This is a genomic window from Rhodococcus sp. T9N, from assembly GCF_024436645.1.
In the GTDB taxonomy this organism is placed as follows: domain Bacteria; phylum Actinomycetota; class Actinomycetes; order Mycobacteriales; family Mycobacteriaceae; genus Rhodococcus_F; species Rhodococcus_F qingshengii.
In genome coordinates this window covers 521,696-546,396 of record NZ_JAMSKS010000001.1, presented here as the reverse complement: position 1 = coordinate 546,396, position 24,701 = coordinate 521,696, and the positions used below count along the sequence as shown (strand labels likewise).

The 24,701-nt window shown below is 62.9% G+C and carries 22 protein-coding genes; 9 read left to right on the top strand and 13 right to left on the bottom strand.

Going from position 1 to position 24,701, the window contains the following annotated elements; translation table 11 throughout:
• Positions 1 to 52 precede the first annotated feature (52 nt).
• From M1L53_RS02600 to M1L53_RS02590, 3 genes are read right to left on the bottom strand one after another with little or no spacing between them, the layout of a single operon-like run.
• Positions 53 to 823 carry a DUF1707 domain-containing protein gene (locus M1L53_RS02600; RefSeq protein ID WP_054188366.1) on the bottom strand — a complete coding sequence of 257 codons (771 nt, stop codon included), beginning with the start codon at positions 821 to 823 and terminating at the stop codon, positions 53 to 55.
• 9 nt (positions 824 to 832) lie between these two features.
• Entirely contained in the window at positions 833 to 1,654 is an 822-nt protein-coding gene (locus M1L53_RS02595; protein WP_050656990.1) for a DUF1707 domain-containing protein, read from the bottom strand.
• 9 nt (positions 1,655 to 1,663) lie between these two features.
• Positions 1,664 to 2,503 (bottom strand): DUF1707 domain-containing protein, encoded by an 840-nt coding sequence (locus M1L53_RS02590; protein WP_007735521.1) that lies wholly within the window; start codon positions 2,501 to 2,503, stop codon positions 1,664 to 1,666.
• Positions 2,504 to 2,631: 128 nt separating this feature from the next.
• Between M1L53_RS02590 and M1L53_RS02585 the strand changes: the two genes are divergently transcribed.
• The 3 genes from M1L53_RS02585 (at position 2,632) to M1L53_RS02575 (ending at position 7,378) form a co-directional block, all read left to right on the top strand.
• Complete coding sequence (locus M1L53_RS02585) at positions 2,632 to 3,051, top strand: DUF5318 family protein (RefSeq protein WP_042448217.1); 420 nt, start codon at positions 2,632 to 2,634, stop codon at positions 3,049 to 3,051.
• 562 nt (positions 3,052 to 3,613) lie between these two features.
• On the top strand, positions 3,614 to 5,761 hold the full coding sequence (locus M1L53_RS02580; RefSeq protein WP_054188364.1) for a transglycosylase domain-containing protein: 2,148 nt from the start codon (positions 3,614 to 3,616) through the stop codon (positions 5,759 to 5,761).
• A gap of 39 nt (positions 5,762 to 5,800) precedes the next feature.
• A complete protein-coding gene (locus M1L53_RS02575) occupies positions 5,801 to 7,378 on the top strand; it encodes a glycosyltransferase family 87 protein (RefSeq protein WP_007735525.1) in 1,578 nt (525 codons plus the stop codon).
• A gap of 2 nt (positions 7,379 to 7,380) precedes the next feature.
• Here the strand turns inward: M1L53_RS02575 and M1L53_RS02570 are convergent, their stop codons facing one another.
• Entirely contained in the window at positions 7,381 to 7,680 is a 300-nt protein-coding gene (locus M1L53_RS02570) for a LuxR C-terminal-related transcriptional regulator (RefSeq protein ID WP_003941253.1), read from the bottom strand.
• A 186-nt stretch (positions 7,681 to 7,866) separates the two neighbouring features.
• On the opposite strand from M1L53_RS02570, the gene M1L53_RS02565 reads away from it, so the two are divergent.
• Positions 7,867 to 11,709, top strand: coding sequence for a helix-turn-helix domain-containing protein (locus M1L53_RS02565; protein WP_054188363.1), 3,843 nt, complete (start codon positions 7,867 to 7,869; stop codon positions 11,707 to 11,709).
• 6 nt (positions 11,710 to 11,715) lie between these two features.
• On the opposite strand, the gene M1L53_RS02560 is transcribed toward M1L53_RS02565, so the two are convergent.
• The 3 genes from M1L53_RS02560 to M1L53_RS02550 are packed head-to-tail and all read right to left on the bottom strand — an operon-like array spanning position 11,716 to position 14,480.
• Positions 11,716 to 12,495 (bottom strand): DUF4190 domain-containing protein, encoded by a 780-nt coding sequence (locus M1L53_RS02560; protein WP_003941240.1) that lies wholly within the window; start codon positions 12,493 to 12,495, stop codon positions 11,716 to 11,718.
• 45 nt (positions 12,496 to 12,540) lie between these two features.
• On the bottom strand, positions 12,541 to 13,125 hold the full coding sequence (locus M1L53_RS02555; RefSeq protein ID WP_054188362.1) for a GNAT family N-acetyltransferase: 585 nt from the start codon (positions 13,123 to 13,125) through the stop codon (positions 12,541 to 12,543).
• Positions 13,125 to 14,480, bottom strand: coding sequence for a glycosyltransferase family 87 protein (locus tag M1L53_RS02550; RefSeq protein ID WP_007735530.1), 1,356 nt, complete (start codon positions 14,478 to 14,480; stop codon positions 13,125 to 13,127). The genes M1L53_RS02555 and M1L53_RS02550 overlap by 1 nt, the downstream gene beginning before the upstream one ends.
• Positions 14,481 to 14,690: 210 nt before the next feature.
• On the opposite strand from M1L53_RS02550, the gene rpsF reads away from it, so the two are divergent.
• The 5 genes from rpsF to dnaB all read left to right on the top strand — a co-directional run bounded on the left by rpsF (position 14,691) and on the right by dnaB (position 19,489).
• Positions 14,691 to 14,978: a 30S ribosomal protein S6 gene (gene rpsF, locus M1L53_RS02545; RefSeq protein ID WP_003941237.1), complete on the top strand. Its 288-nt coding sequence runs from the start codon at positions 14,691 to 14,693 to the stop codon at positions 14,976 to 14,978.
• 64 nt (positions 14,979 to 15,042) lie between these two features.
• Positions 15,043 to 15,567: a single-stranded DNA-binding protein gene (locus M1L53_RS02540; RefSeq protein ID WP_003941248.1), complete on the top strand. Its 525-nt coding sequence runs from the start codon at positions 15,043 to 15,045 to the stop codon at positions 15,565 to 15,567.
• Positions 15,568 to 15,606: 39 nt separating this feature from the next.
• Positions 15,607 to 15,849 carry a 30S ribosomal protein S18 gene (rpsR, locus tag M1L53_RS02535; RefSeq protein ID WP_003941245.1) on the top strand — a complete coding sequence of 81 codons (243 nt, stop codon included), beginning with the start codon at positions 15,607 to 15,609 and terminating at the stop codon, positions 15,847 to 15,849.
• A gap of 18 nt (positions 15,850 to 15,867) precedes the next feature.
• Positions 15,868 to 16,323 carry a 50S ribosomal protein L9 gene (gene rplI / locus M1L53_RS02530; RefSeq protein ID WP_007735531.1) on the top strand — a complete coding sequence of 152 codons (456 nt, stop codon included), beginning with the start codon at positions 15,868 to 15,870 and terminating at the stop codon, positions 16,321 to 16,323.
• Between the two features lie 508 nt (positions 16,324 to 16,831).
• Positions 16,832 to 19,489: a replicative DNA helicase gene (gene dnaB, locus M1L53_RS02525; protein ID WP_054188361.1), complete on the top strand. Its 2,658-nt coding sequence runs from the start codon at positions 16,832 to 16,834 to the stop codon at positions 19,487 to 19,489.
• Between the two features lie 98 nt (positions 19,490 to 19,587).
• On the opposite strand, the gene M1L53_RS02520 is transcribed toward dnaB, so the two are convergent.
• The 6 genes from M1L53_RS02520 to trxA all read right to left on the bottom strand — a co-directional run bounded on the left by M1L53_RS02520 (position 19,588) and on the right by trxA (position 24,692).
• Entirely contained in the window at positions 19,588 to 19,938 is a 351-nt protein-coding gene (locus tag M1L53_RS02520; protein ID WP_039973505.1) for a hypothetical protein, read from the bottom strand.
• 163 nt (positions 19,939 to 20,101) lie between these two features.
• Complete coding sequence (locus M1L53_RS02515) at positions 20,102 to 20,563, bottom strand: Hsp20/alpha crystallin family protein (RefSeq protein WP_054188360.1); 462 nt, start codon at positions 20,561 to 20,563, stop codon at positions 20,102 to 20,104.
• A 1,254-nt stretch (positions 20,564 to 21,817) separates the two neighbouring features.
• Complete coding sequence (locus M1L53_RS02510; protein ID WP_024487875.1) at positions 21,818 to 22,258, bottom strand: DUF1931 family protein; 441 nt, start codon at positions 22,256 to 22,258, stop codon at positions 21,818 to 21,820.
• Positions 22,259 to 22,271: 13 nt separating this feature from the next.
• On the bottom strand, positions 22,272 to 23,999 hold the full coding sequence (locus M1L53_RS02505) for an FAD-dependent oxidoreductase (RefSeq protein ID WP_054188359.1): 1,728 nt from the start codon (positions 23,997 to 23,999) through the stop codon (positions 22,272 to 22,274).
• Positions 23,977 to 24,243, bottom strand: a complete 267-nt coding sequence (locus M1L53_RS02500; protein WP_007735548.1) for a UBP-type zinc finger domain-containing protein — start codon at positions 24,241 to 24,243, stop codon at positions 23,977 to 23,979. The genes M1L53_RS02505 and M1L53_RS02500 overlap by 23 nt, the downstream gene beginning before the upstream one ends.
• Entirely contained in the window at positions 24,240 to 24,692 is a 453-nt protein-coding gene (trxA, locus tag M1L53_RS02495; protein ID WP_054188358.1) for a thioredoxin, read from the bottom strand. The genes M1L53_RS02500 and trxA overlap by 4 nt, the downstream gene beginning before the upstream one ends.
• Positions 24,693 to 24,701 lie beyond the last annotated feature (9 nt).

Below are 24,701 nucleotides of genomic sequence, written 5' to 3'. Positions count from 1 at the left end.
TATATAAAACCACACTGCGGCCCGATACGTGTACCAAGGTGTCACGGCTAGATCAGGGGGTGAACGGGTAGATCGACATGATTTCGCCATCGAGGGCAGCGGTCAGGTACCCGCTCTCGTCGAGGTCGTTGCCGACGTGAATCTGGATGGTCGGAACATTTTCGGTGCTGTCGACAGAGACGTACCGAGTGGTCGGATTTTGCACGGAGGTGGTGGTTCCGGCGCCGTCGAGCAGGGCGATCACGATGCGAGGATCGAGCTGTCTGACGTCGATCTGTGTCACGTCGGGTTCGCGTGATCCTCCTGAAGTCGTGTCCTCGAGGTCGCCTCGGTAGTAGCTGTCCAGGCTCTTGCGCGGCGCGGCAGGATCGGCGCGCGTTACGCGTGCATAAGTGGGATAGATGGTCATCTCGTCGACCAGTCCGCTGCCGTACTCCGTTTCGATGGCATGGAACATCGCCCCCAGGCCGTCGACGGTGTGTAACTGTGGCTCGGGGCTCGAGAAGATCGTGACGTCGGACGCGGCGTATTTGATTCCGAAACCGACAGCCGAGACCAGTGACAGAGCGATGATCACAAGGGCGATCAAACGCGTGTCGAGCGAAGGTTCTTTCCGGAGAACAGGCAGAGACGCTTCGGTCTGCAGATCGGACGTCAAATCTTCGAGATCGCCGAGAGTGACTGCCACCGCGGCGAGTTCGGTCAATTCGTCGTGCTCGGTCGCCGTGAGTTGTCCGTCGGCGAAGGCGGAGTCCAGCACTGCGCAGGTAGCCTCGCGATCGGCATTGCGAGCGCGGGTGGTCCTGGTCAGATCGTTCGGCATGTCCGGGGCCTATCGAGGAGTGAAGGGAGACAAGCGGATCGGGCGGCCATCCGGGGTCAAATCCATTGAGCCGCTCGCGCCGAGGTTGTTGCTGGCGTAGATGGAGACGCGTGGATCGTCGCTCGACGAACTCATGCTGATGTGTGTGATCTCGGCGTCGGGGACGTTGAGATTTGCGGACACTCCTGCCAGATATCCGGCGAGTTTGTCGATGTCGACGGCAGCGAGGTCGAAGGTGACGGTGCTGGCTGCTCGAGTCGACGTGCTGTCGCGTGGTGTGAAACCGCCTCGAAAGTCGATGTCTTCCTCCAGGTTCGGCGAGACAGCGGCGGCGCGAGTGACGCTTGCATAGCCGTCGTAGAAGTTGGCGGAATCGATTATCGTCGTGCCGTACTTGGCGCTGTATCTGGTGATGAATTCCCCGATCCCGCTTGCGGTGACCGTGTTCAACGTCGAACTCACAATGGGGGCAAGCGGTTCGACGTTTTCGGCTGCCGCCGGTGGAGGCGGTGGGGGTGAAGGGTCGGCGGACAAGGTGAGGTACCCGATCAGGCCGGCGAAGATAGTCGATGCGGCTGCGAGGTACCAGATCTTGTCGATACGGCGAACTTTGGCGACGGCGTTGCGCAGCGTTGCTTTCTGCAGATCGCGGACCAGCAGATCGAGCTGTCCGAGCGTGGTCGCGGTCATGGCCGCAGCCGTCCGGTTCGCGTGCTCGTCGACCGTGATCTGGCCGTCGGACAGAGCCGTATCGAGAACGGCGCAGGTATCGGAACGGTCGACGTCGCGCGCACGGGTGCGCGTAGAGGTAGTAGTCGGGGACCCACTCACCGGCTCACCCTAGCTCCCGTACGGGTAGGAACGAGAGATCTCGCCCCACGGCGTGACCTCGATGCGTCCTTGGTGGCCGAGTCCGTTCTCTGCATAGATCGCGATCTCCGGGACGCCGTAGTTCGCGTCCACGATCAAGTGGGTGATCGCGGCGTCCGAAACATTGACATAGTCGCCGATGTTCACCATGTACGGCGCGAGCTTGTCGATCTGGATGGAACCGAGGTCGAAGGTCGGCTGGCCCGTTCGCCGCGGAATGGACGTCACTTCCCTCTCGAAGCCGTCGCGAAAACTGATGGACTCGGTGAGAGCGGGAGCATCGGGGACCGCCCGGCTCACTGAGGAGTAGTCGCCGTGGAAGCTGGCGTCGTCTACGAACATGTCACCGAACTCTTCTCGATACCTCTCGATGAATGCGCCGATTCCTTCCGGCGTCAACGTGTCGATGTGTGCGATCAGGATCGGTTCGACGGTCGGCTCCGGCACCGGGGTGGTGGTCGGCAACGGCGGAGCGAGGGAAGTAGTGCTGGCATAACTGGCTGTGATGTCTTCCGAGGGCGTCAACGGTGACCGACTCCACGCCACTGCTGCGATCGCGCCGACGACGATCAGAGCAGCAGCACCGACGAACACGGCCTTTCGTGCCGTCGACGTCCGAGGCACCGTTTTGGTCTCGATCTTCGGCACCTGCAGATCGTTGACCAGGCGTGCGAGTGCGAGCAGGGTCTTCGCGGACTTCGCCTTCTCGGTCCGGTCGAAGTAGTCCTCCGCGCTCAACTGCCCTTCGGCGTACGCGGCGTCCAACACATTGCACGTTTCGACGCGATCAAGATCACGAGCGCGCGTCATCGGAGAACGAGAAGACTTCACAGGAAGTGATCGTAATGGCTGGTCGCCATGCCCCCAGCCCCCGAAATGTGTTCATCGTGACCCTCCCGAACCGTCCGTCGCGGCACGGACGCACGTACGCTGGTCAGGTGCGGATACAGCGGCAAGTTGTGGACTACGCGCTCGCGCGTCGGTCTGTGCTGGCCGAAGTGTCTGCGGGTCGGACCGACGTCAAGCAGGTGTGTGACGCCGATCCGTACCTACTCAGAGCCGCGAAGTTCCACGGCCGGGGCAGCGACGTCGTCTGCCCCATTTGCCGCAAGGAACAGTTGACGCTCGTGTCCTGGGTGTTCGGCGACAAGCTCGGTCAGGTTTCGGGATCGGCCCGAACCTCGGACGAGCTCGCTCGGCTTGCGGAAACAGCAGAGGAGTTCACGGTGCACGTTGTAGAGGTGTGCCGTACCTGCAGTTGGAACCACTTGGTGCAGTCCTATGTGCTCGGCGCAGTACCTGCGCCGCCGCGACCGCGGCGAGCACGCCCACCAAGCCGGCGCACCGCCAGCGAGTAACGCCACACCCGAAGAAGGGCCCGATCGAAGTCTGCACGTGATCGGTCCGTGACCACTGGAGATTTGATTCGTGAGTTCCCCCAGCAACAACAACCCGGGCGGCAACAACCCGGGTGGCCGTCCCGTCGGTCCCAACCGTCCCGCCGGACCTCCTCAGGGTCGTCCGCCGCAGGGACGTCCCATGGGCCCACCACCGCAGGGACGCCCTCCGATGGGTCCGCCCCCTCAGGGTCCGCCCCCTCAGGGTCGTCCGATGGGACCCCCGCCCCAGGGTCGTCCGCCGCAAGCCCGACCTTCGGGCCCGCCTCCTCAGGGCCGCCCCGCCGGTCCCCCTCCTCAGGGTCGTCCGCCGCAAGGCCGACCTGCCGGCCCGCCGCCTCGAGATCGCGCCGTAGGCGCTCAGGCGAACGAACCGACCCAGCGCGTCGCGGCAGCAGCAGCGACCACCCGTAGCAACGCGGGCACCCGCCCGCCGGTCGGACCTCCACCGACGAAGCCACCGACAGGTGGCTCCGGTGGCGGTGGCAACGACGGACAACCCCCGAAGGGAAGAAAGAGCACCGTGAAGAAGAAGTCCAAGTGGCGCACAGTTCGCCGCTCGGCCTACGTCTTGGTGGCGCTCGGTCTTGTTCTGCCCGTCCTTGCCTTCATGGCGGCGTACATCGTGCAGGACGTCCCCAAGCCCGGTGACCTCAAGACCAATCAGGTGGCGACGGTCTTTGCCGCCGACGGCACCACGGTGATCAGCACTGTCGTCCCGCCAGATGGCAACCGCGTCGAGGTCTCGCTCGATCAGGTACCGCCGCACGTTCGCAACGCTGTTCTGGCCGCAGAGGACCGCGATTTCTACTCGAACCCGGGCTTCTCGATCTCCGGTTTCGCACGCGCGGCCCGAGACAACGTCCTCGGTCGCGACAGCGCCGGTGGTGGCTCGACCATCACGCAGCAGTACGTCAAGAAGGCGCTTGTCGGCTCGGAGCGTTCGCTGACGCGAAAGATGAAGGAACTCGTCATCTCCTCGAAGATGGCCAACGAGTGGTCCAAGGACGACATCCTCGCCGCGTATCTGAACACCATTTACTTCGGTCGCGGCGCATACGGCATCGGCGCAGCATCCAAGGCTTACTTCGGTAAGCCCGTCGACCAGCTGTCCATCGAAGAAGGCGCCGTCCTGGCGTCGTCGATCCAGCTTCCGTCGCTCCTCGATCCCGAGACCAACCCGACCGGCGCGAAGTCCCGTTGGGATTACGTGCTCGACGGCATGGTGTCCGCCGGCACGCTGGATCAGGCCGCGCGCACGCCGATGCAGTACCCCGCCTACATCCCGCTCGCCCAGGTCGACAACAGCAGCCAGGGCTCGACCGGACCCGAAGGCCTGATCAAGCGTCAGGTGCTCAAGGAGATCGGCGACGCTGGAATCAGCGAGCAGTTGCTCAACACCGAGGGCTTGCAGATCACCACGACCATCGACCCGCAGGCTCAGGCCGCAGCGGTCGAGGCAGCCCGTTCCAACATGGAGGGTGAGCCGGAGAATCTGCGTACCGCAGTTGTCTCGGTCGATCCGAAGACCGGAGCCGTCAAGGCGTACTACGGCGGTGAGGACGGCGCGGGATACGACTTCGCGAATGCCGGACTTCAGACTGGTTCCTCGTTCAAGGTGTTCGGCCTCGCAGCCGCCCTGGATCAGGGAATCCCGCTCTCGCAGATGTACGACAGCTCACCGCTGACCGTCAACGGCATCTCCATCGGCAACGTCGAAGGTGAAAGCTGCGGCACCTGCACCATCGCAGAGGCGCTCAAGCGTTCGCTGAACACCAGCTTCTACCGTCAGATGCTCAGCCTCGACGGCAACGGCCCGCAGGAAATCGCGGACATCGCTCACAAGGCAGGCATCCCGAAGGACATCCCGGGTGTCGGCCCGTCGCTCACCGAGGCCGACGGTTCCGGCCCCAACAACGGCATCGTGCTCGGCCAGTACCAGGCCCGCGTGCTCGACATGGCGTCGTCGTACGCGACACTCGCCGCGTCCGGTACGTATCACGCACCGCACTTCGTGCAGAAGGTCGTCGCGGCCGACGGCACCGTGCTGCTGGACCGCGGCGCGCCCGCCGGTGAAGACCGCATCGACGCTGCCGTGGCGGACAACGTGACGGCTGCGATGCAGCCGATCGCGGCGTACTCGCGCGGTCACAACCTGGCCGGCGGACGTCTGTCGGCGTCGAAGACAGGTACCGCGCAGCTCGGTGACACCGGAGCCAACAAGGACGCGTGGATGGTCGGCTACACGCCGTCGCTTTCGACCGCGGTCTGGGTCGGAACTCCCGACGGTGAAGCGATCACCAATTCCGGTGGCGCGATGATCTACGGCTCAGGTCTGCCTTCGGACATCTGGAAGGACACGATGGACGGCGCCCTCGAGGGCACCGACAACGAGAAGTTCCCGACGCCGGGCAAGATCAACGGTCAAGCCGGTGGTGTTCCGGAGTACACGGCTCCCGCACCGCCCAAGACGTCGGCGCCGCCGACCACCGCACCGACGACGACGGAAACCACTCCGCCGCCCGTGGTGACGACGACGCAGGTCGAGGTTCTGCCGGGCATCACGATCCCGATTCCGGGCATGTCCCGGCCGACGACAACCACGCCACAGGTACCAGGGGCAGGCGAGACCACCGAGGAAGAACCGGCAGGTGTGAGCCCCGGCCAGTAGTTGGAGGGTGGTCGGTTCGAAAGACGGTAACCTCGCGGAGTGGCCGCGAATGCTGATGATGCCGAACCGACCTCCCCCGCTCCGCTGGCCGAAGATCTTCGTTCGGCGGATTGGCGGGACGTTCCCAGTCGCAACGACGCGATCGTGTCTGCGCTGTCGGGAACCGTCGGCGGTCCGGTAGGTCGTCACGCACTGATCGGGCGCACTCGCTTCTTCACACCGATGCGAGTGATCCTTCTGCTCGCCGTGGTGTTCTTGGCTTTCGGCTGGTTCACCAAGGCGGGCTGTATTCAGCAGGCGCCGGTCGGCGAGAGCGGGCAGGTCGGCCTCGACTGGAGTGGCAGCCGTCAGTACGTGGCGATGTGTTACTCCGATACCGTTCCGCTGTACGGAGCCGAGCGCCTCGATCAGGGAGCATTCCCGTACAAGACGTCGTGGGAAGAAGTACGCGGCGACGGTTCGATCCAGATGCGGTACATGGAGTATCCGGTCATCTCGGGGCTCTACCAGTACGGCGCAATGAAAGTCGCGAAGGCGTGGGATTCGATCACCTGGCTGCCGGGCGCTATTCAGGTGGCACTCTATTTCAACGTCGTGGCGTTCGGGTTGGCGTTGGCGTGGCTGGTCACCGTGTGGGCGAGCACCCTGCTGGCCGGACGACGAGTGTGGGACGGCGCTCTCATCGCGTGTTCCCCGTTGGTGATCGTGCACGTGTTCACGAACTTCGATCCTCTGGCGACGGCGTTCGCGGCGGGTGGGTTGTTGGCATGGGCACGCAAGCGGCCCGTGCTCGCGGGAATCCTGCTCGGCCTGGGCGGCGCCGCGAAGCTCTACCCGCTGCTCCTACTGGGACCGCTCTTGGTCCTGTGTCTGCGCGCGGGCAAGACGAGGGACTGGCTGGTGACCGCTCTCAGCGCGGTCGCGGCATGGCTTGCGGTGAACCTGCCCATTGCCGCGCTGTACCCCCATGGTTGGTACGAGTTCTTCCGGCTCAACTCCGAACGCGGGGCCGATCCGGATTCGCTCTACAACGTGATCGCGTCGTTCACGTCGTGGAAGGGCCTCGACGGTCCTCTCGCACAGGGTGAGTCGCCGTCGAATCTCAACGCCGTCTCTCTGCTTTTGTTCGTGGCCGTCTGCATCGGTGTCGGATACGTCGCCCTGACGGCGCAGCGTCGTCCGCGAGTTGCGCAGCTGTGCTTCCTGTTGGTGGCGGGCTTCCTGCTCACGAACAAGGTGTGGAGCCCGCAGTATTCTCTGTGGCTGGTGCCGCTGGCCGTGTTGGCCTTGCCGCACCGCAGACTCCTGCTCGCGTGGATGACCATCGACGCCCTGGTCTGGGTTCCACGAATGATGTATTACCTCGGTGTGTCCAACAAGGGGCTGCCCGAGCAGTGGTTCACCGGAACAGTCGTGATCCGGGACATCGCGGTACTCGTTCTGTGCGCGCTGGTGCTCCGGCAGATCTACCGGCCGTCGGAGGATCTCGTGCGGTACGGGTTCATCGACGATCCGGCGGGCGGTGTTCTCGATCAAGCACCGGACAAACAACCTGCCTGGCTACCCGGTTGGCTGAAGCCGTCCAAGGCGAAGGAACCGGAACCCGTCACGGTCTGAGGTCACCACTCGTCGAGGGTGGTGTACCCGTCCTGGACCGCGCGGGCAAACAATGCTGCCTTCGTGGGAGCCGGCCGCCCGACGTCGCTGTACTTCGTGCGGATCCGAGTGATGTGTGTGTTGACGGTGCAGACGCGTAGGCCGAGCGTCTCGGCGACCTCGGACTTGGAATCCGAACGTAGCCAGGCAAGAAGTACTTCGATCTCGCGGACGCTCAGCTTCGGCTTGTGCTTGCCGTGCTTGGGGTTGCCGACTCGGGACACGTTTGCCTCGATCTTCGGAGAAATGCCGATTGAAGACATGCGAGTAGCGCCTTTCGACGGAGGGGATGGGCGTCGACTGCCGTATTTGCAGAAGGGCTGCTGGCTCGGGGTGCGACTGAGACGAGTATTTCGATCGAGGTGTCTCAGTGGAACGGGTGCAACTCTCTCGATACAGAGTCCATACAACGGACAAATCCCCTACCTGCTCCGATAGAGTGCGTCGCTATGAACTCGAAGGCGGAAGCCGGTACGCACAATCAGGTCGATCCCGCCCGGATCGAGTCGCGTGGGCAGTTTGCTGAGACGCTCACTGCACTGCGGAACGCAGCCGGACTGACGGTCCGCGAAGCCGTCGAGCGTTCGGGTGGTTTGCACGGAACCGTCAGCGGATGGTTTGCCGGCCAACACCTGCCGACGCCGGCGAGTACCCCGATGTTTTTCGCGCTCCTCGAGGCCTGCGGCGTCGATTCCGAGGATGAGCGGGAGCGCTGGATCAGTGCGGTGCAACGAGTGAGACAGCTGACGGCCAGACGACGCGGCGACGCCACCGTTCCGTATCGAGGTCTCGAGTCGTTCCGGCAGGAGGACGCCGAGTGGTTCTTCGGTCGAGACGAACTCACTGCCAATTTGGCGGAACGGGTGGCGTCGGCGATACAGGGTGAACGTCGCCGTCAGTTCATGGTGATCGGTGCTTCCGGCTCGGGTAAGTCGTCGTTGCTGCGGGCCGGGCTCGCCCCCAAGATCGCTGGAGACGATCCACGGTTCGACGGCTGGCGGGTGGAAATCCGGCAGCCGGGTACGGGAGGAATCCCGTCGTCGATTTCCGACGAACCAACAGTCTTGATGCTCGATCAGTTCGAGGAACTGTGGACGCAGTGCGACGGTGATCGTCGCGAGGAAATACTGCAGACTCTCGCGGAACTCGGTGAGAACACCATTGTCGTCATCGGCATGCGTGCCGACTTCTACGGGCTCGCGGCGAAGGAACCGCTTTTGGTGCCACTGCTCGACGACTCGCCGATGGTGGTCGGGCCGCTGACCGAAGAGCAGTTGCGCGAAGTGATCGTCGAGCCGGCGGTCAAGGCCGGGATGACCGTGCAGAGCGAGTTGGTTCAGGTTCTGGTCTCCGAGCTGACACCACGCGGCTCGCGCACGGCCAGCGACCCCGGAGCTTTGCCATTGTTGTCGCACGCACTGCTGGGGACCTGGCAACGGTCGACGCGTAAGACGCTGACCGTCTCGGATTACTACGCCACCGACGGGATTGCCGGAGCCGTCCAGCAAAGCGCGGAGGAAGTGTACGGCGAGCTCACAGAGCGGCAGCAGCAGTTGGCGCGCAGGATCTTCCTCCGGTTGGTCAACGTCGACGAAGTGACGCAGACGCGTCGGCGGGCACCGCGCACCGAACTCTTCCTCGGTGACGACGTCGACGACGTGAATACCGTCATCGACCGGTTCGCCTTACGCCGCCTTCTCACCGTCGACGAGGAGACCGTCGAGGTTTCGCACGAGGTCTTGCTGTCCGCGTGGAGTCGGCTTCGCGATTGGATCGACTCGGACCGCGCCGGTCTGGCGGTGCATCGCAGGTTCACCTACGCGGCGCAGGTGTGGGAAGACAGTGGACGCGACCCCGGCGCGCTGCTCGGACCCGCACGTCTTCATCTGACGGAAGAATGGCTGCGTTCGGGCGAACTCGGGCTCCCACTGGAACCGAGTCGGACCCGCGCCGCCGACCTCAATGCCACCGAGCGGGAGTACCTCGCCGCGAGCATCGAGCATCGTGATCAGCAGGAATTTGCCGATCGCCGACGTACACGCGTGCTACGACGGCTCGTGACTGCGTTGGCAGCCGCGTCGGTGATCGCTCTGGTGTTGGCGGTGGTTGCGACCGTCGCCGGTATCGGAGCCAATCGTCAACGTGTCCAAGCAGATACCGCGCGAGACGAGGCGATGTCGCGTCAGGTGGCCACCGAGTCGATCAGGATGCGCGAGCGGGATCCGTCGCTGGCGTCGCAGCTTGCTCTGGCGGCATTTGCGGTCAACGAAACAACCGAAGCCCGCTCGGCATTGCTGGATGCGTCGGGCGTTCATTCGGCTACTCGCATCATCGGACCGCCCGGCGCGATGAAGGCCCGGATCAACCCAGCTGGAACTGTTGTGGCGGTGGGTGGTTCGGACGGGAAGGTCAGGCTTTATCCGATGGTGGACGGTGTTGCCTCAGCCGTTCCGCAGGCAGAGTTCCTCGGAGTCTCGGAGGGCACGGCCCTCTTTGCCGTCGCCTACAGCCCGGACGGACGGCTCCTTGCGACCGGTGGTGCCGGCGGCGCTGCACTCTGGGATGTGTCGGACCCGAAGAATCCGGTCCGTGGAACACTTCCCGTCGACGGTGAACGCGTAGTGCAGGACATGGAGTTCAGCCCAGACGGAACCAAGCTGGTCGCCGGTACCTCGACGCCCGACGTCCTGCGATGGAACATCGACACCTCCACGAATGCCGTTGCTTTGCCTGCTCTTCCGCATCCAGCTGACGGCATTGTCACCGCGACGTTCAGCCCCGACGGACGTTTCCTCGTGGCGGGCGGGCGTCAAGCGACTCTGCGCGTGTGGGACGTCGCGAAGTGGGGTGAGGAATCGGCGCCGATCTTCGCGACCGAGCCCAACGGCACCACCGTCCACTACCTCGGCGTTGCCTTCAGCCCGGACGGACGTGAGCTCGCGGCGGGAACCACTGGCAGGGAGGTGGTTCGGTGGGACATGAGCGATCCGGCGCGCCCCTCTCCCCTGCAGGCACTGACGGGATTTTCCAGCTACGTCAACGAACTGAACTACGGCAAAGACGGAACACGTCTTGCCGCAGGAAGTTCCGACAACTCCGTGCGCGTGTGGGACCCCCGAACCGGGGCATTGATCGAAACACTTCCGGACAGTGGGGCGGTGACCACCGTCGACTACAGCGATGACGGCCGCAATCTGGTCACCGGGGGACTCAACGGTGTGACTCGCGTGTGGGCTCTTCCGGGTCCGGTCTGGGCGGGAGCTCGGGACACGATCTTCACCAGTCCCTTTGCCGCGGACGGCTCGCGTCTGGTGGCCGGCGTCGGTGCCAGGGGTGGCGCGATGTTGGCGTGGAACACCGAGGATCTCGATCGCCCCGCGGTGATGCCGGAGTTGAAACCGCAAGGGGCCGAAACTTTCAGCGGTGCGTCGGCGGTGTCGGCAGACGGGAACCTGGCTGTGAGCGGCACCGGCGGCGGCGGTGCATATCTTTGGGACCTGAGTGATCCGGCGTCGCCACGTATCTACGGCGAGCCTGCGGTATATGTGAAGGGCATCGTGGCGGTTGTCGCACTGAATCCCGCCGGAGATCTGCTGGCGGTGTCCTCGCAGGACGACAACAGTATTGCGTTGGTCGACGTTTCCGACCCGTCGGCTCCGAAACTGTTGTCGTCGACCGATGTCGGCTCCTACCCGCAGATGATGGCCTTTCAGCCAGGTACCGACATCTTGGCGATCGCGAACGCCAAGAACGAAGTGGATCTGTGGGACGTGTCGAACGCAGCGTCGCCCCGGGTGGCGGCGACGGTGGGTGGATTCGAAAGCTACGCATTAGCAGTGTCTTTCAGCGCCGACGGAACGCTGTTGGCCGCTGGAAGTGCGGATCACGGTGTCGCCGTGTGGGACGTACGCACACCGTCGGCACCCGAGGAACTCGCTCGTCTCGTCGGCCCCGAGGGCGCAATCTATTCGATCTCGTTCAACCGCGCCGGTGATCGGCTCGCTGCCGGTGTCGGCGACGGAACCGTCTGGCTCTGGGACATCGAGACTCCCTCGCAGGCAACACGATTTGCGACGCTGTCCGCCTACCCGGGTCGCGTCAACGACGCTCAGTTCGCCGGCGAGAGTGACATGATCGCGGGTAGCGGGTCGGACAAGACCGTTCGCTTGTGGGGAATCGACCCCGACGGCGTCGTTGATCGATTGTGCCGCACCGCAGGATCTCCCATCACGGAAGCCGAATGGGAGCGGTACCTGCCCGGTGTTCCCTATCAGGATCCGTGTGCCGGCTGACGCGCTTCAGTTCATCCAGAACTCGAGCGCCGGTTCCCGACCCAGCTCGCCTCCGCTGCCGGTGATCACCAGTCCGGCGGAGGTGAGCTTGTACGTCACGTCCTTGTTGGTGACGGTGAATCCGTTGCCCGTGGGCGTCGGATCGTCGAGTTCGATGGTGGCGCCGTCGCTCAGCCGTTGACCCTTGTAGTAGTAACGCCCGACTCCGGTTTCGCAGATGACGATTCGTGATCCGGTCGTGACGGCGATGGCGACGGCAGGATTGGTGGAGTTGCAACTGGGGCCGCCGGAGATGAAGCCCTGACGGTTGGTGCCCGAGACGGTCGGCGCTGGTCCGATCGAGGTTGTGACGCGTGGGGGCGTCGTCGTTTTCGGCGCTGTGGTGGGTGCACTCGGCGCCCGAGTCGTGGTCGTGGAGTACGAGTACGGCGTCGTATAGGTGAGACTCCGCGAACTCGCTTCATTGGCGGCGTTGCCGAAAGCGGCGGCGAGCAGCCCGAAGAACGCGATCCACACGATCACGGCCAGGATGCCGAGTGCGGTGAAGATGTAGCCGATGATCAGTCCGGCAAGGGCGAGTCCGTCGCCTTCTTCGCCGGTCCGTTTGATCTGGCCGCGAGCGATGTGCCCGAAGACGATCCCCAACGGCGCGATGAGGAACGCGAAGACGAGGGCGAGTACCGCGAGTGTGTTCGTCGGGCGCCTGCCGTACGGATCGGGCTGCCCGTACGGAGACGGTTGCCAATTCTGATTGCCCTGGTACCCGTACCCACCCTGATCGCTCATGAGGTGAATCTTGGCATGGACTTGGCCGAAGAGTGCAGGTGATCGCTAGTTTCGGGTACGTGTCTCGAGCTGAGGTGCGATGGTCGGCCAATCGTCGTCGGTCATCGCGAACAGCGCTGTTGTACGCCAACTGCCATCGGCGCGGCGTCGGTGCTTGCGCAGCAGGCCCTCGAACTGAGCGCCGAGCTTTGCGATCGCTGCCCTGGACTGTTCGTTGAACTCGTCCGTGTGCCACTCGACGCGTACGGCTTCGAGCTGGTCGAAGGCGTGACGAAGCAGGAGCAGCTTCGATTCGGGATTGATCCCGGTTCCCTGAACCGATCGCGACAACCACGTGTACCCGATTGCAAGACTGCGGTTTACCGGGTCGATCTGGTACATGGACGTAGTGCCGACCACGGCGTTCGTCGCGATGTTCACCTGCGCGAAGGCGATCCGATTCGGGTCGTCGGTTGCTACAGCGATGTACTTCTGTGCCTGTTCCCGATCGGTGATGGGCGATGCGGTCCAACGAAAGATCGCCGGGTCGTCGGCAGCAGCGAGCAGAGCGTCGGTGTGCGCGACGCCCAGGGGTTCGAGTCGGACACGATCACCGGTCAGCGTCGGTGATTCGAACCATGATGCAGTCATCAGGCGTGCTCCCGTGAGTGAGTCGGAAGGTTGTTGTCGGAGTTGGCAATCTGATCGGTCCCACCGGCAAGCGGATACCGCAACGGGACTCGCAGGAACAAGAAGAAGAACACGGCGAGCAGGATGACGTGGCCCCACACGCTCGCCTGGACGACGGCCTCGTACTTGCTCGGATCGAGATTCATGTCCAGTTGGTAGAAGTACCGGAAGATGCCGATACCCAACGCTGCGTCGGCGATCAGATAGGCGACGATCCAGAACCACCGGATCTTGAACAGTACGAGGAAAGGCAGGATCCACAGTGTGTACTGCGGTGAATTGACCTTGTGCAGCAACACGAATCCGCACAGCATCGCGGCACTGACTGCAATCCACGGAAAGTAGCCGTCGCGGACGTAGCGGCGCCAACCCAGATACATCGCGAGCGCGAACGACAACAGGATCATCACCGGAGACAGGATGCTCACCAGTGCGTCGTAGTCGGCGTTGAGTTCGCGAACTCCGAAACCGTAGAAGGGGCGCAACCCCCAGAACCACACCGAGTTGGTGGTGATGTCCGCGCTTCGCTTCTCCTGGAAGCTGAACGACGCGCGCCAGCCTTCGTAGGAAATGAGGGCGAACGGCAGGTTGACGAGGACGACGGTGACGATCGCCGCGCCCGCCGTCATCAGCGCCCCACGAACGTCGTAGCGCTTGCCTTCGGTGCCGCGTAGAAGCACGTAGGCCATGAGCGGCAGCACGAACATTCCCGGGTACAGCTTCAAACAGAAACCGATCGCCAGGATGACGGCCGCCAGAACCGCGCGAGTTCGCAGCGGGATCCGCTCGAACGTCATCAGGAAGATCGCGCCGACGCTGGTGGCCACCACCGGGAGCTCCCAGTTGTGGAATGCGTACAGAACCAGGGGCGGAGTCGCCGACCACACGAGCGCGTACGCGCCGCTCATCTTGCCGAGCATCCACGCCGTGAGCAGTCCGAAAGGAGCCAGGATCAGGGCCGAGTGCAGAAGGAAATCGGTGTCGGTGTGTGAGCCGATACCGCCCAGCCACATCAGAATTCCGCTGAGCACCGGGTATTCGACGGTTCCGCCGGTCAGGAATCCTTCGGGCGTTATCCCTCCGGTGACGAAGGGGAACAGATGCTGATCGATACCTCGTCCGAGCCAGAGCAACTGAATGTCGGAGTAGCAGACGTCGATGTTCTTGTTGACGTCGAAGTTCAGGCTTCGTCCGTCGGGCGCGAACGGTGCACCGCCGCATCTGGCCTTGTTGAAATAGCCCAGCGCCATCGTCAGCCCGCACAATCCGACGACCAACGCCAGGATCGACGCCGGGGTCTTGCGGTCTGTTCGCATGATTCTCACCCTAGGGGGCGCAGTGGCTCGCGGGGTGATGCGTCTGCACCACGCGTCGCGCATCGACCTGGCGGTCTTCCCGGAGGGCCGGGACGATTTCCCTGGTCAAGGCCCCTCGTGTAACCTACGAGGGTTGCTGACGCAACGACCCTCCTGCCACGGATAGTCCGTGGCCGTTTTCACTTAGTCCACAGGAGGTGATGAGGTCTTATGCGTCATTACGAATTGATGGTCATCCTTGACCCCAGCCTGGACGAGCGCACTGTCGCTCCTTCACTGGATACGTTCCTCAATGTTGTGCGCCAGCACGGCGGCACGATCGACAAGGTCGATGTCTGGGGTAAGCGTCGTCTCGCCTACGAGATCCTGAAGCATGCTGAAGGTATCTACGCGGTGATCGACATCAACGCCACTCCCGCCACCGTCGCTGAGCTCGATCGTCAGCTCGGTCTGAACGAGTCGGTTCTGCGCACGAAGGTTCTGCGCCACAACAAGTAATTACTGTCGGTAGCGAGCTCTACTCTCGCGCCCAACGGTCTTACATCAATGCAGGAGGAACCACATGGCTGGCGACACCATCATCACCGTCATCGGAAACCTGACGGCTGATCCTGAACTTCGTTTCACCCCGGCGGGTGCCGCGGTTGCAAACTTCACGGTTGCTTCCACGCCCCGCACCTTCGACCGTAATTCCAATGAATGGAAAGACGGCGATGCGCTGTTCATGCGTTGCAACATCTGGCGCGAAGCAGCCGAGAACGTCGCGGAGAGCTTGACCCGTGGTTCACGAGTAATCGTGAGCGGCCGGCTCAAGCAGCGTTCGTACGAAACTCGCGAGGGCGAAAAGCGAACTGTCGTCGAGCTCGAAGTCGATGAAATCGGTCCTTCACTGAAGTACGCCACGGCAAAGGTCAACAAGGCCAACCGTGGTGGCGGCGGTGGAGGCGGCAACTTCGGCGGTTCCTCCGGCGGATCGGGTGGCGGACGTCCGAGCGCTGCACCTTCGGGTGGAGACGATCCTTGGGGCAGTGCGCCTCAGGCTTCGGGCTCCTTCGGTGGTGCGGGCAGCGACGAACCGCCCTTCTGATCCGTACCTGATCAGGAACATCCAGAAAAGAGCAAAGACATGCCGAAGCCGCCCTTGCGCGACAAGGTTATGAAGAAGAAGGTCTGCACCTTCTGCAAAGAGAAGAACACGCAGATCAACTACAAGGACACGACGTTGCTTCGTAAGTACGTCAGCGATCGCGGAAAGATCCGTGCTCGCCGTGTCACCGGCAATTGCGTCCAGCACCAGCGCGACGTTGCCATTGCCGTCAAGAACTCACGTGAGGTAGCACTGCTGCCTTACGCCACCGTGGCTCGCTAAGGAAAGGGAGGAAAGAACATGAAGCTCATCCTCACCGCTGACGTGGACAACCTCGGTGCGCCTGGCGACACCGTGGAGGTCAAGGACGGCTACGGCCGTAACTACCTGCTCCCCCGCGGACTGGCAATCGTCGCCACCCGTGGCGCCGAGAAGCAGGTCGAGGGCATCCGTCGTGCACAGGAAGCGCGCGCTGTGCGCGGCCTGGATCACGCCAAGGAGCTCAAGGCAGCTATCGAGGGCCTCGAGTCCGTAACGCTGACGGTCAAGACCGCCGGTGGCTCGGGCAAGCTCTTCGGTTCGGTTACCGTCGCTGACGTCGCTGCTGCGATCAAGGCTGCCGGTGGACCGGTTGTCGACAAGCGCTCCATCGTGTTGCCGAAGGCTCACATCAAGAACACGGGCAAGCACGCCGTGGTCGTGAACCTGCACCCCGATGTGGTTGCCAAGTTCAACCTGAACGTCGTCGGCGCATAGTCGACTGTTCGTCTCGTCGGGCCCCGCACACTTCGGTGTGTGGGGCCCGACGTTTTGTTTCGGGGTGCGGTGTGCCGCCTGGCAGCGTCCCGAATCGGACCTGGGGATAACTCTCACACTGTGATGTTCGACTTGGTGATCAGTGACGAATCGGGCGAGGCAACACGCCCGACACGCCGACGCGCCGACTGTGGAAAAACTATTTTCATCAACAGGCCTGTGAAATTGTGGATAGCCATCTACCTGGTCTTTTGTAGTTACTAAGCAAAGTAGTCCCCAAATGCTCCACAGGCGGTGCACACCGTGGGGCGGGAGTTTCCACAAAGCATCCACAGCTTTATCCACAGTCCGGTTTGTATGCGGACCTACTAGTCCCTAACGTCATCTCGGCGTCTATCTACAGCCCGGCCGAATGCGGCTAGGGGATGTCGGTGGGGGCAGGTACAAATGATGAGGGCGCTGCGGTTTCTGGCAGTGTCGTCGAGTGTTTTACGGGAAGGTCTCGCTTGTGGCTGTTGTAGATGATCGAGGACCTTCCGACTTCTCAGGGCCGGACTACCCGGGCCCTCCCGAGGCCGAGCCCGACCAGGAGTTCGGACGCCAGCCACCTCAGGACATGACTGCCGAGCAGTCGGTGCTCGGCGGCATGCTGCTGAGCAAGGACGCCATCGCTGACGTCCTCGAGGTACTGCGTCCGGGTGACTTCTACCGGCCCGCCCACCAGTCCGTCTACGACGTGATCCTGGACCTCTACAGCCGTGGCGAGCCCGCCGACCCGGTGACGGTCTCCGCCGAGCTCGACCGTCGAGGTGAGCTCCGCCGTATCGGTGGTGCTGCCTATCTGGTGACGCTGACCCAGACAGTGCCCACAGCCGCCAACGCCGCCTTTTATGCCGAGATCGTGGCCGAGAAGTCCGTGCTGCGTCGTCTCGTCGACGCCGGTACTCGCATCGTCCAGTACGGCTACGCCGGCACCGAGGGCCAGGACGTGGCCGAGGTTGTCGACCGCGCGCAGGCCGAGATCTTCGAGGTCACCGAGCGTCGAACCACCGAGGACTTCGTACCCCTCACCGAGCTCCTCCAGCCCACGATGGACGAGATCGACTCCATCGCCAGCCGCGGCGGAATTTCCCTCGGTGTGCCCACCGGATTCAAGGATCTCGACGAGATCACCAACGGCCTTCACGCTGGTCAGATGATTATCGTCGCGGCTAGACCTGGTGTGGGCAAGGCGCTTGCCCTCGATACTCCCCTCGCGACGCCCAGTGGCTGGACCACGATGGGTGACGTTGCTGTCGGCGATCTGTTGATCGACAACCACGGCAAGCCGACGCGGGTTGTTGCCGCTACCGACGTGATGGTTGACCGTCCTTGCTACGAGGTCGAGTTTTCCGATGGAACAGTGTTGGTGGCCGACGAGCAGCATCAGTGGTTGACGGAGACGCGTGCTTCGCGCCGTTCAGCGCAGAACGCCAAGACAGGTTACAACCGCTATAAGAATCAAAAGACATTCGCCGAGGTCCGAACCACGGCGGAGATCGCATCGACGGTGCGATGCGCAACGGCGGATGGTCGCGTTAATCATTCGGTCGTGAATGCCAAGCCGCTCGACCTTCCGACGCAGGATCTCCTTGTCCCGCCGTACACACTCGGCGCTTGGCTGGGTGACGGTTCTACCGCTTGCGCACAATTCACCACTGCTGATCCTGAGATCATCATGTTGATCGAGGCCGAAGGCCTGGTTGCAGTTCCGTCCAAGTCGGCGCATTTGCGCTACAGCCTTAAACTAGCTCCGGAAGATCCCGTCGCTCCGCGCGATTGCGTTGTGTGCGGCAAGAGTTTCGTGCCGTTCACCAGTCAGGTGCGCACGTGCGGCCAATCATGTGGCGGCAAAGCCCGCTTCTTGTCGGATCCCGTTCCCGCGCCGACTTGTTCACACTGTGGCGGGCCTTCGATCGGGCTGCGACTTTGCCAGAAGTGCCGCAACGAGTACGGCACGGTACAAGGACGCCTACGTACGGTCGGTGTTCTGGGCAACAAGCACATCCCTGTCCAGTATCTCCGTGGGTCCGAGGCGCAGCGTCGTGCGGTTCTTGCGGGGCTTCTCGACACTGATGGAACTGTGACTGCCGGTGGCTCCGTTCAGTTTTCGGTAACCAACGAGCGCCTCGTCCGCGATGCCCAGGAATTAGTGGTCAGTCTTGGCTATCGCTGCCAAATGAGCACAAAGCGAGTCAACGGTCGCACCGAGGCTTCGTCGACTGCATTCACCTTGACCTTCTCGACTGATGACGAAGTGTTCGGTCTTACGCGGAAAGCGATGCTGCACAAGGAGCGTCGAGCGAGTAAAAGCACTGCGCGCAGCGGGTCGCGCTACATTGTCGATGTTCGACCAATTGCGAGTGTTCCGGTTCGCTGCGTCGAGGTCGACAACGCCGACCACATGTACCTGGCCGGTCATTCGATGGTCCCGACGCACAATTCCACGCTCGGAATGGATTTCCTGCGTTCCTGCTCCATCACGCACGGCATGGCCAGCGTCATGTTCTCCCTGGAAATGAGCAAAACCGAGATCGTCATGCGTCTGCTGTCCGCAGAGGCAAAGATCAAGCTCGGCGACATGCGCTCCGGAAAGATGACCGACGACGACTGGACCAAGCTCGCGCGTCGCATGAGTGAGATCAGTGAGGCGCCGCTATTCATCGATGACTCCCCCAACCTCACCATGATGGAAATCCGCGCAAAAGCGCGGCGGCTCAAGCAGAAACACGATATTCGCCTGATCGTCATCGACTACCTCCAGCTGATGAGCTCGGGTAAAAAGGTCGAGTCCCGTCAGCAGGAAGTCTCCGAATTCTCCCGTAGCCTAAAGCTTTTGGCGAAGGAGCTCGAAGTTCCGGTTGTCGCGATCTGTCAGCTCAACCGTGGTCCCGAGCAGCGAACCGACAAGCGTCCGCAGGTCGCCGACCTTCGTGAGTCCGGATCGCTCGAGCAGGACGCCGACATGGTGATTCTGCTGTACCGCCCCGACGCGACCGAGCGAGACGATCCCCGTGGCGGTGAAGCCGACCTGATTCTGGGTAAGCACCGTAACGGCCCGACCGCGACAATCACTGTGGCGCACCAACTTCACCTCTCGAAATTCGTCGATATGGCGCGGGGATAGTGGCTGCCGCCATCGCCTGAAGGTGGGACGGATTTCAGATCTTGTGAGATCCTGCTACAAGCACCAATTCGATTCCACTAGTGCAAAATTCGGTTTTTCTACAGGTGGGGTAGTGCTGCAGTGAGGAAGACGGCGCCGAAGGCGATTCCGGCAATGCCGGTGAGGATCCCGACCACGCCGGCAGTGTTGTCGCCCAGATCGCGTCCGGGGGTGTCGGGTCGGCGCGCTGCCAGGGCGGTTCCGATGGCGGCGGCACCGAGGAGGATGCCGAGGCCGAACATCCAGAACGTCAGTATCGAGAGTGCACCGAGCATCAACGCCATGTCGCTGTATTCATCGCTGGTGATAGGACGGTGGTGATCCCACCAATCGGGTGGAGTGTGCGCGCGGGATTCGGTGTTGTCGGTGTTGTCGGATTGCTCGTGCGGGGGGATAGTGGATGCAGTCATGGCAGCTAAAGGGTTCTCGCGCTGATTCTTTCGTGTGGTGGATGTACCGGTGTGCGCCACGGGTGTGCAGTGGGAGATCGAAGCGATGGTGGGTGAGGCCCGAGAACCCATCGCGTGTCCTCGGGAGTCACCCCACCATCAAGCGGTGTTCGGGCCAGGCGGATCAGGCTTCGATCTGCACCTGTGTTGTCGATCGGGCGTTATCGGTTCGGGAGGGTGGTCCGGAGGAGACCTCGATCCTCCGCGGTTTCGCCTTCTCTGCGATCGGCAACGTCACCGTCAACACGCCGTTGTCGTACGAGGCCTCGATCTGTTCGGCGTCGATGTCGTCGCTGATGGACAGCTGCCGTTTGTATGTTCCAGCGAAACGCTCACTCGCCAGCCAGCTCACACCCTCTTCGGAGAGGGCGGTGCGGTGCGCGGTCAACGTCAGGGTCGAGCCGTCGATGCGGACGTCCACTGATCCTGGGTCGACGCCGGGAAGATCGGCGTGCAGGACGTACTGGTCCTCGACCTTGTAGAGGTCCATCGGCATGAACCGTGGACTGCGTCCGTTGCCGGTTCCCGCGGCGAGTACGGACTTGGTGATCGCGTCGATGTCGGTGAAAGGATCGAAACGAAGCACAGCAACACACCTCCCATGTCGTGAAAAGAAAAGTCACCGCCACTGTGGCGGTTGACCGAACTTACTGTGCGAGAACATGATAACCACACGAATTAGCACTCTGCAACCGAGAGCGCCAGAAGCTTTGGGGAAGTGTTCCGGTCCCTGAAGATCGCTGCTTTGCCTGGTCCCGACAAAAGCGGTGGCCGCCTTCGGCCTCGATTCGAAGCGGGCGGCGCGGTACGGCACTTCGTCAGTAGCGGCGGTGCGGCAACGGATCCGCCGGAGCCCCGACTCTGCGTGTGCGAGTCGGGGCGTATGACCGACGTCGGCATTGAGCACACAACACCGATGACCCACTATCCGTGCGAAGTCGACGTTCATGTCGTCCGCACATCTTCAACCATAAACAGTGCGATCGGTATAAATCATGTTCAGTCGCCTTCGATGCCAAGAAGTGACATGGCCGTTTGCATGGCAAGGTGAACATCTTGGTCGTCACGCTAGCGGCGCAGTAGCCGCGGTGCCTGGAAAGGTGGCCCGTGCCTGGTATTTGGTTTGCAGACGTCTGTTCCGAATGCTTTTGCAAAATAGGTCTTTTCCCGATGTTTGCGGGTGGATCGGGCATCGAACATCGCGGGTGCTCGTTCGTCGGAGTCGCTGCGAACGATGTCGGTGTTCGTGCACACACCGAACCGGCTGTAAGGGAGAACACTTCGGCTACCGTCAAAGCTTGCTCATCACAATGGAACTGGGACTTTCGACCCTGTCGTCTACAAGCAGTGCGCAATAACCTTCGTCGGGTCGGGGGCACCCGTTCCGTTCGAGGGGGCAAACAATCGGGCGGGTGTTCGTCAAGGCAAGGCCATACCACCCTCACTGGTCTCCTTGCCGGGCCTTGAGCTGTGCGCGCCCAGAAGTGCTCAGGGCCCGCCCGATGCGGGGATCGAGAAAGTGAAGACGAAAGGTTCTCAGATGAGCCGAAGGAGTGATCGGCGATCGACAAGTTCTGCTCGCCGCCTGGCCACGCGGACTACCGGTGTCAGAGGTTCGGCGTGTAAGCCGAACTCGCTCACGGCAGAAGATCTGAGGGCTGTAATCGAGTCCCTCACTGGAGTTCTCGCTGCTCGAGAATCGAGCGCGGAAACCGCACCTCTCGCCGGAAATCCTCCGTCGTCGACGCCAACTGACAGGCAGTTCTGAATCGCACCGGTATTTTCGCAGCCGGACAGCATATTCGAACTCAGACGCGCTGTCAGCCGGGACGGGTGGTAATCACAGAAGTAGGTGGAAGATGTCGAAGGCGACTGTCCATTGGGCTGTGCCGGGGTTCTTGCGGTCCGGTTCGACCGTGGCGAAGGTTTGCGCCAGCGCTACGCTCAACCCTCCTGCGATCAGCGGCAGTCGTTGCTCTGTCTCCTCTGAGAGGGCCACGTCCAAGGGCGGGCGGGCCGTGAGCTGATCGAGCAGCGGTTGAAGTTCGATCTCCTCGTCGAGTTTTTCGAACCGGTGGATGCTCTCCTGTAATCCCTTGGTGATCGGCAGGTCCCACGGTTCGATCACGTCGCGCAAGTTTGCTTTCGCGGAGGCTTTCCCGATCAGGATCACGTCGTAGATCTTGTCGTCGATGAAATCGGTATAGCGCTTGAGATCGTTCCGGTCGACCTGCAGTCCGGCCGCTGCCCTGAAGAACCGCTGGAATTTCACGGTGCCCATTACTGGCATGTCGTCAGCTCCTTTCGAAGTATTCATGGATTTGGCGTACGGCCATCGCTCCTTCACCGACGGCGGATGCGACTCGTTTCACCGAACCGCGGCGGATGTCGCCCGCCGCGAACAGGCCGGGCAGGCTGGTTTCGAGCGTCCTGGACAGGCCGCCGTTGATTGGCAGGCTGCCGTCCGCTCGTGCGTGGATCGCGTCCACACCGGTGAGGACGAAGCCGTGGTCGTCGAGTGCGATCGCGTCGGCAAGCCACCCGGTGTGCGGTACCGCCCCGATGAAGACGAACAGGGCGCGCACCCGAATCGTGTCCTGGTCGCCGGTGCGATTCTCCTCGACTGCAATTGCTTCGAGGTATTTCTCGCCGTGGACCGCACGAATCTCGGTGTGCCGGTGCACGGTGACCCGCGGATGGTGTTCGATCTGGTCGACCAGGTATCGGGACATGCTCTTCCCGAGGTCATCGCCGCGGATGAGCAGGTGCACCTGCGAGACGTGCTCGGCGAGGAAGACGGCGGCCTGGCCGGCGGAGTTGCCGCCACCGACGATGGCTATCGGGTCGGTGCCGCATATCCGTGCTTCCTGATGCGTTGCGGCGTAGTACACGCTTGTTCCTTCCAGCGCCTCGATCCCCTGAACGGCCAACTTGCGGTACCGCGCCCCGGCGGCGAGCACAACGGCCCGGGCGTGCACCGACCCGCCGTCCGCCAGTCGGAGCACATGGTTCCCGGCCTCGGATCCCAATCCGGTCACTTCTGCCGACACCAGGATGCGGGCGCCGAACTTCCCGGCCTGGAGCACGGCTCGCTCGGCCAATTCGGAGCCGGAGACCCCGGCGGGGAATCCCAGATAATTCTCGATCCGGGATGAGGTACTGGCTTGGCCGCCCGCAGCGATCCGCTCCAACGTCACCGTGTTCAACCCGTCCGAGGCGCCGTACACCGATGCGGCCAGGCCGGCCGGTCCGGCACCCACGACGACGAGGTTGTAGACGTCCTTGGCTGCGTCCGCGACGGGTGCCGGGACAGGAAGCCCGACGACGCGTGCGAGTTCCGCATTCGTCGGATTGCGCAGCACCTTCTCGCCGTGCCAGATCACGACGGGTGTGTCCTCGGGTGCGACGTTCAGGCTGCGTAGCAGCTGCTCCACTCGTTCGTCCTGTTCCAAGTCGAACCACTTGTGGGGCAGACGGTTTCGCATCGCGAACTCACGAAGTCGCAACGTATCCGGGGAGAAGCAGGAGCCGATGATCCGGAATCCGGAGCCGAGCCCGATCAGCAAGTGCCGACGCACAAGGTAGGCGCGCAGGATCAAATCGCTGAGCACGGGATCGTGGGCAATCAGCTCGCGTACCTGCTCGGCCGGGACGACGAGTATCTCGCCGTCCTCGATCGCTTCGGCGGTGAAGAACGCCACCTGGCCTTCCAGGAGTCCGAGCTCGCCCAGGAAACGCCCAGGACCGTGCACGCGCAGTATCCTGCGCTCGCCGTCCGCGTCGCCTTCGTCGACGACTGCGATCTTTCCGGAAAGGACGACGACGAAATCGTTGTCAGGCGCGCCTTCTCGGATCAGCACCTCGCCGGCGTGAACCGGTCGACGCGAGCCACCGACCTCGAGCTTCGCGACCTGGTCGTCCGTCAGCCGCGGGAAGGCGCCCTCCTCGTCCGGGGTCTCGTCGTCGACCGGCGGGCTGTACCCGATGGGTGAGGCGCCCTCAGACGAAGTTCTGGTCGACATAACACCACCGCCAATCCTCGCCGGGCTCCATCGACTGGACGATCGGATGCCCGATGGCGTGAGCGTGAGCACTCGCGTGCCTGCCCGGCGAAGAGTCGCAGCAACCGACGTGTCCGCACGTCAGGCACAGCCTCAGATGCACCCACGGGGTGCCGAGGCGAAGACATTCCTCGCAGCCCTGCGGGGTACGGGGCACCACGGCCCGGATCGCGGTTACATGTGGGTCCGCATGGACAGGACTCATGACTTCGCCTCCTCGCCGGCATTTTCCGAGAGCGCCTGATCGAGCCACGTGCGCAGCTGGGGGACCGGAGCTGCGCCCGACTGGCGAGCGAGAACCTCACCCCGGTCCATCACCAGCAGAGTCGGCACGGCGCGGACGGTGAATCGTTCAGCCGTCCGGGGTGCAGCATCGACGTCGACCTTGGCCAGCTTGATCTGGCCGGCGTGTTCTCTGGCGAGCTGCTCGAGCGCGGGGCTGACCATGCGACACGGGCCGCACCACGTCGCCCACAGATCCACGAGCACAGGCACCGAGGATTTTTCGACGATCTCCGCGAAGTCACCGTCTCCCGCCGCGGCGATCCAGGGCAGCGGCTCGTGGCAGTTGCCGCAGCGAGGTTTTCCTTCCCCTGCTGCCGGGATGTTGTTGGTCTTGCCGCAGTTCGGGCACTTCACCTTTTCGGATCCCATGACCAGTTA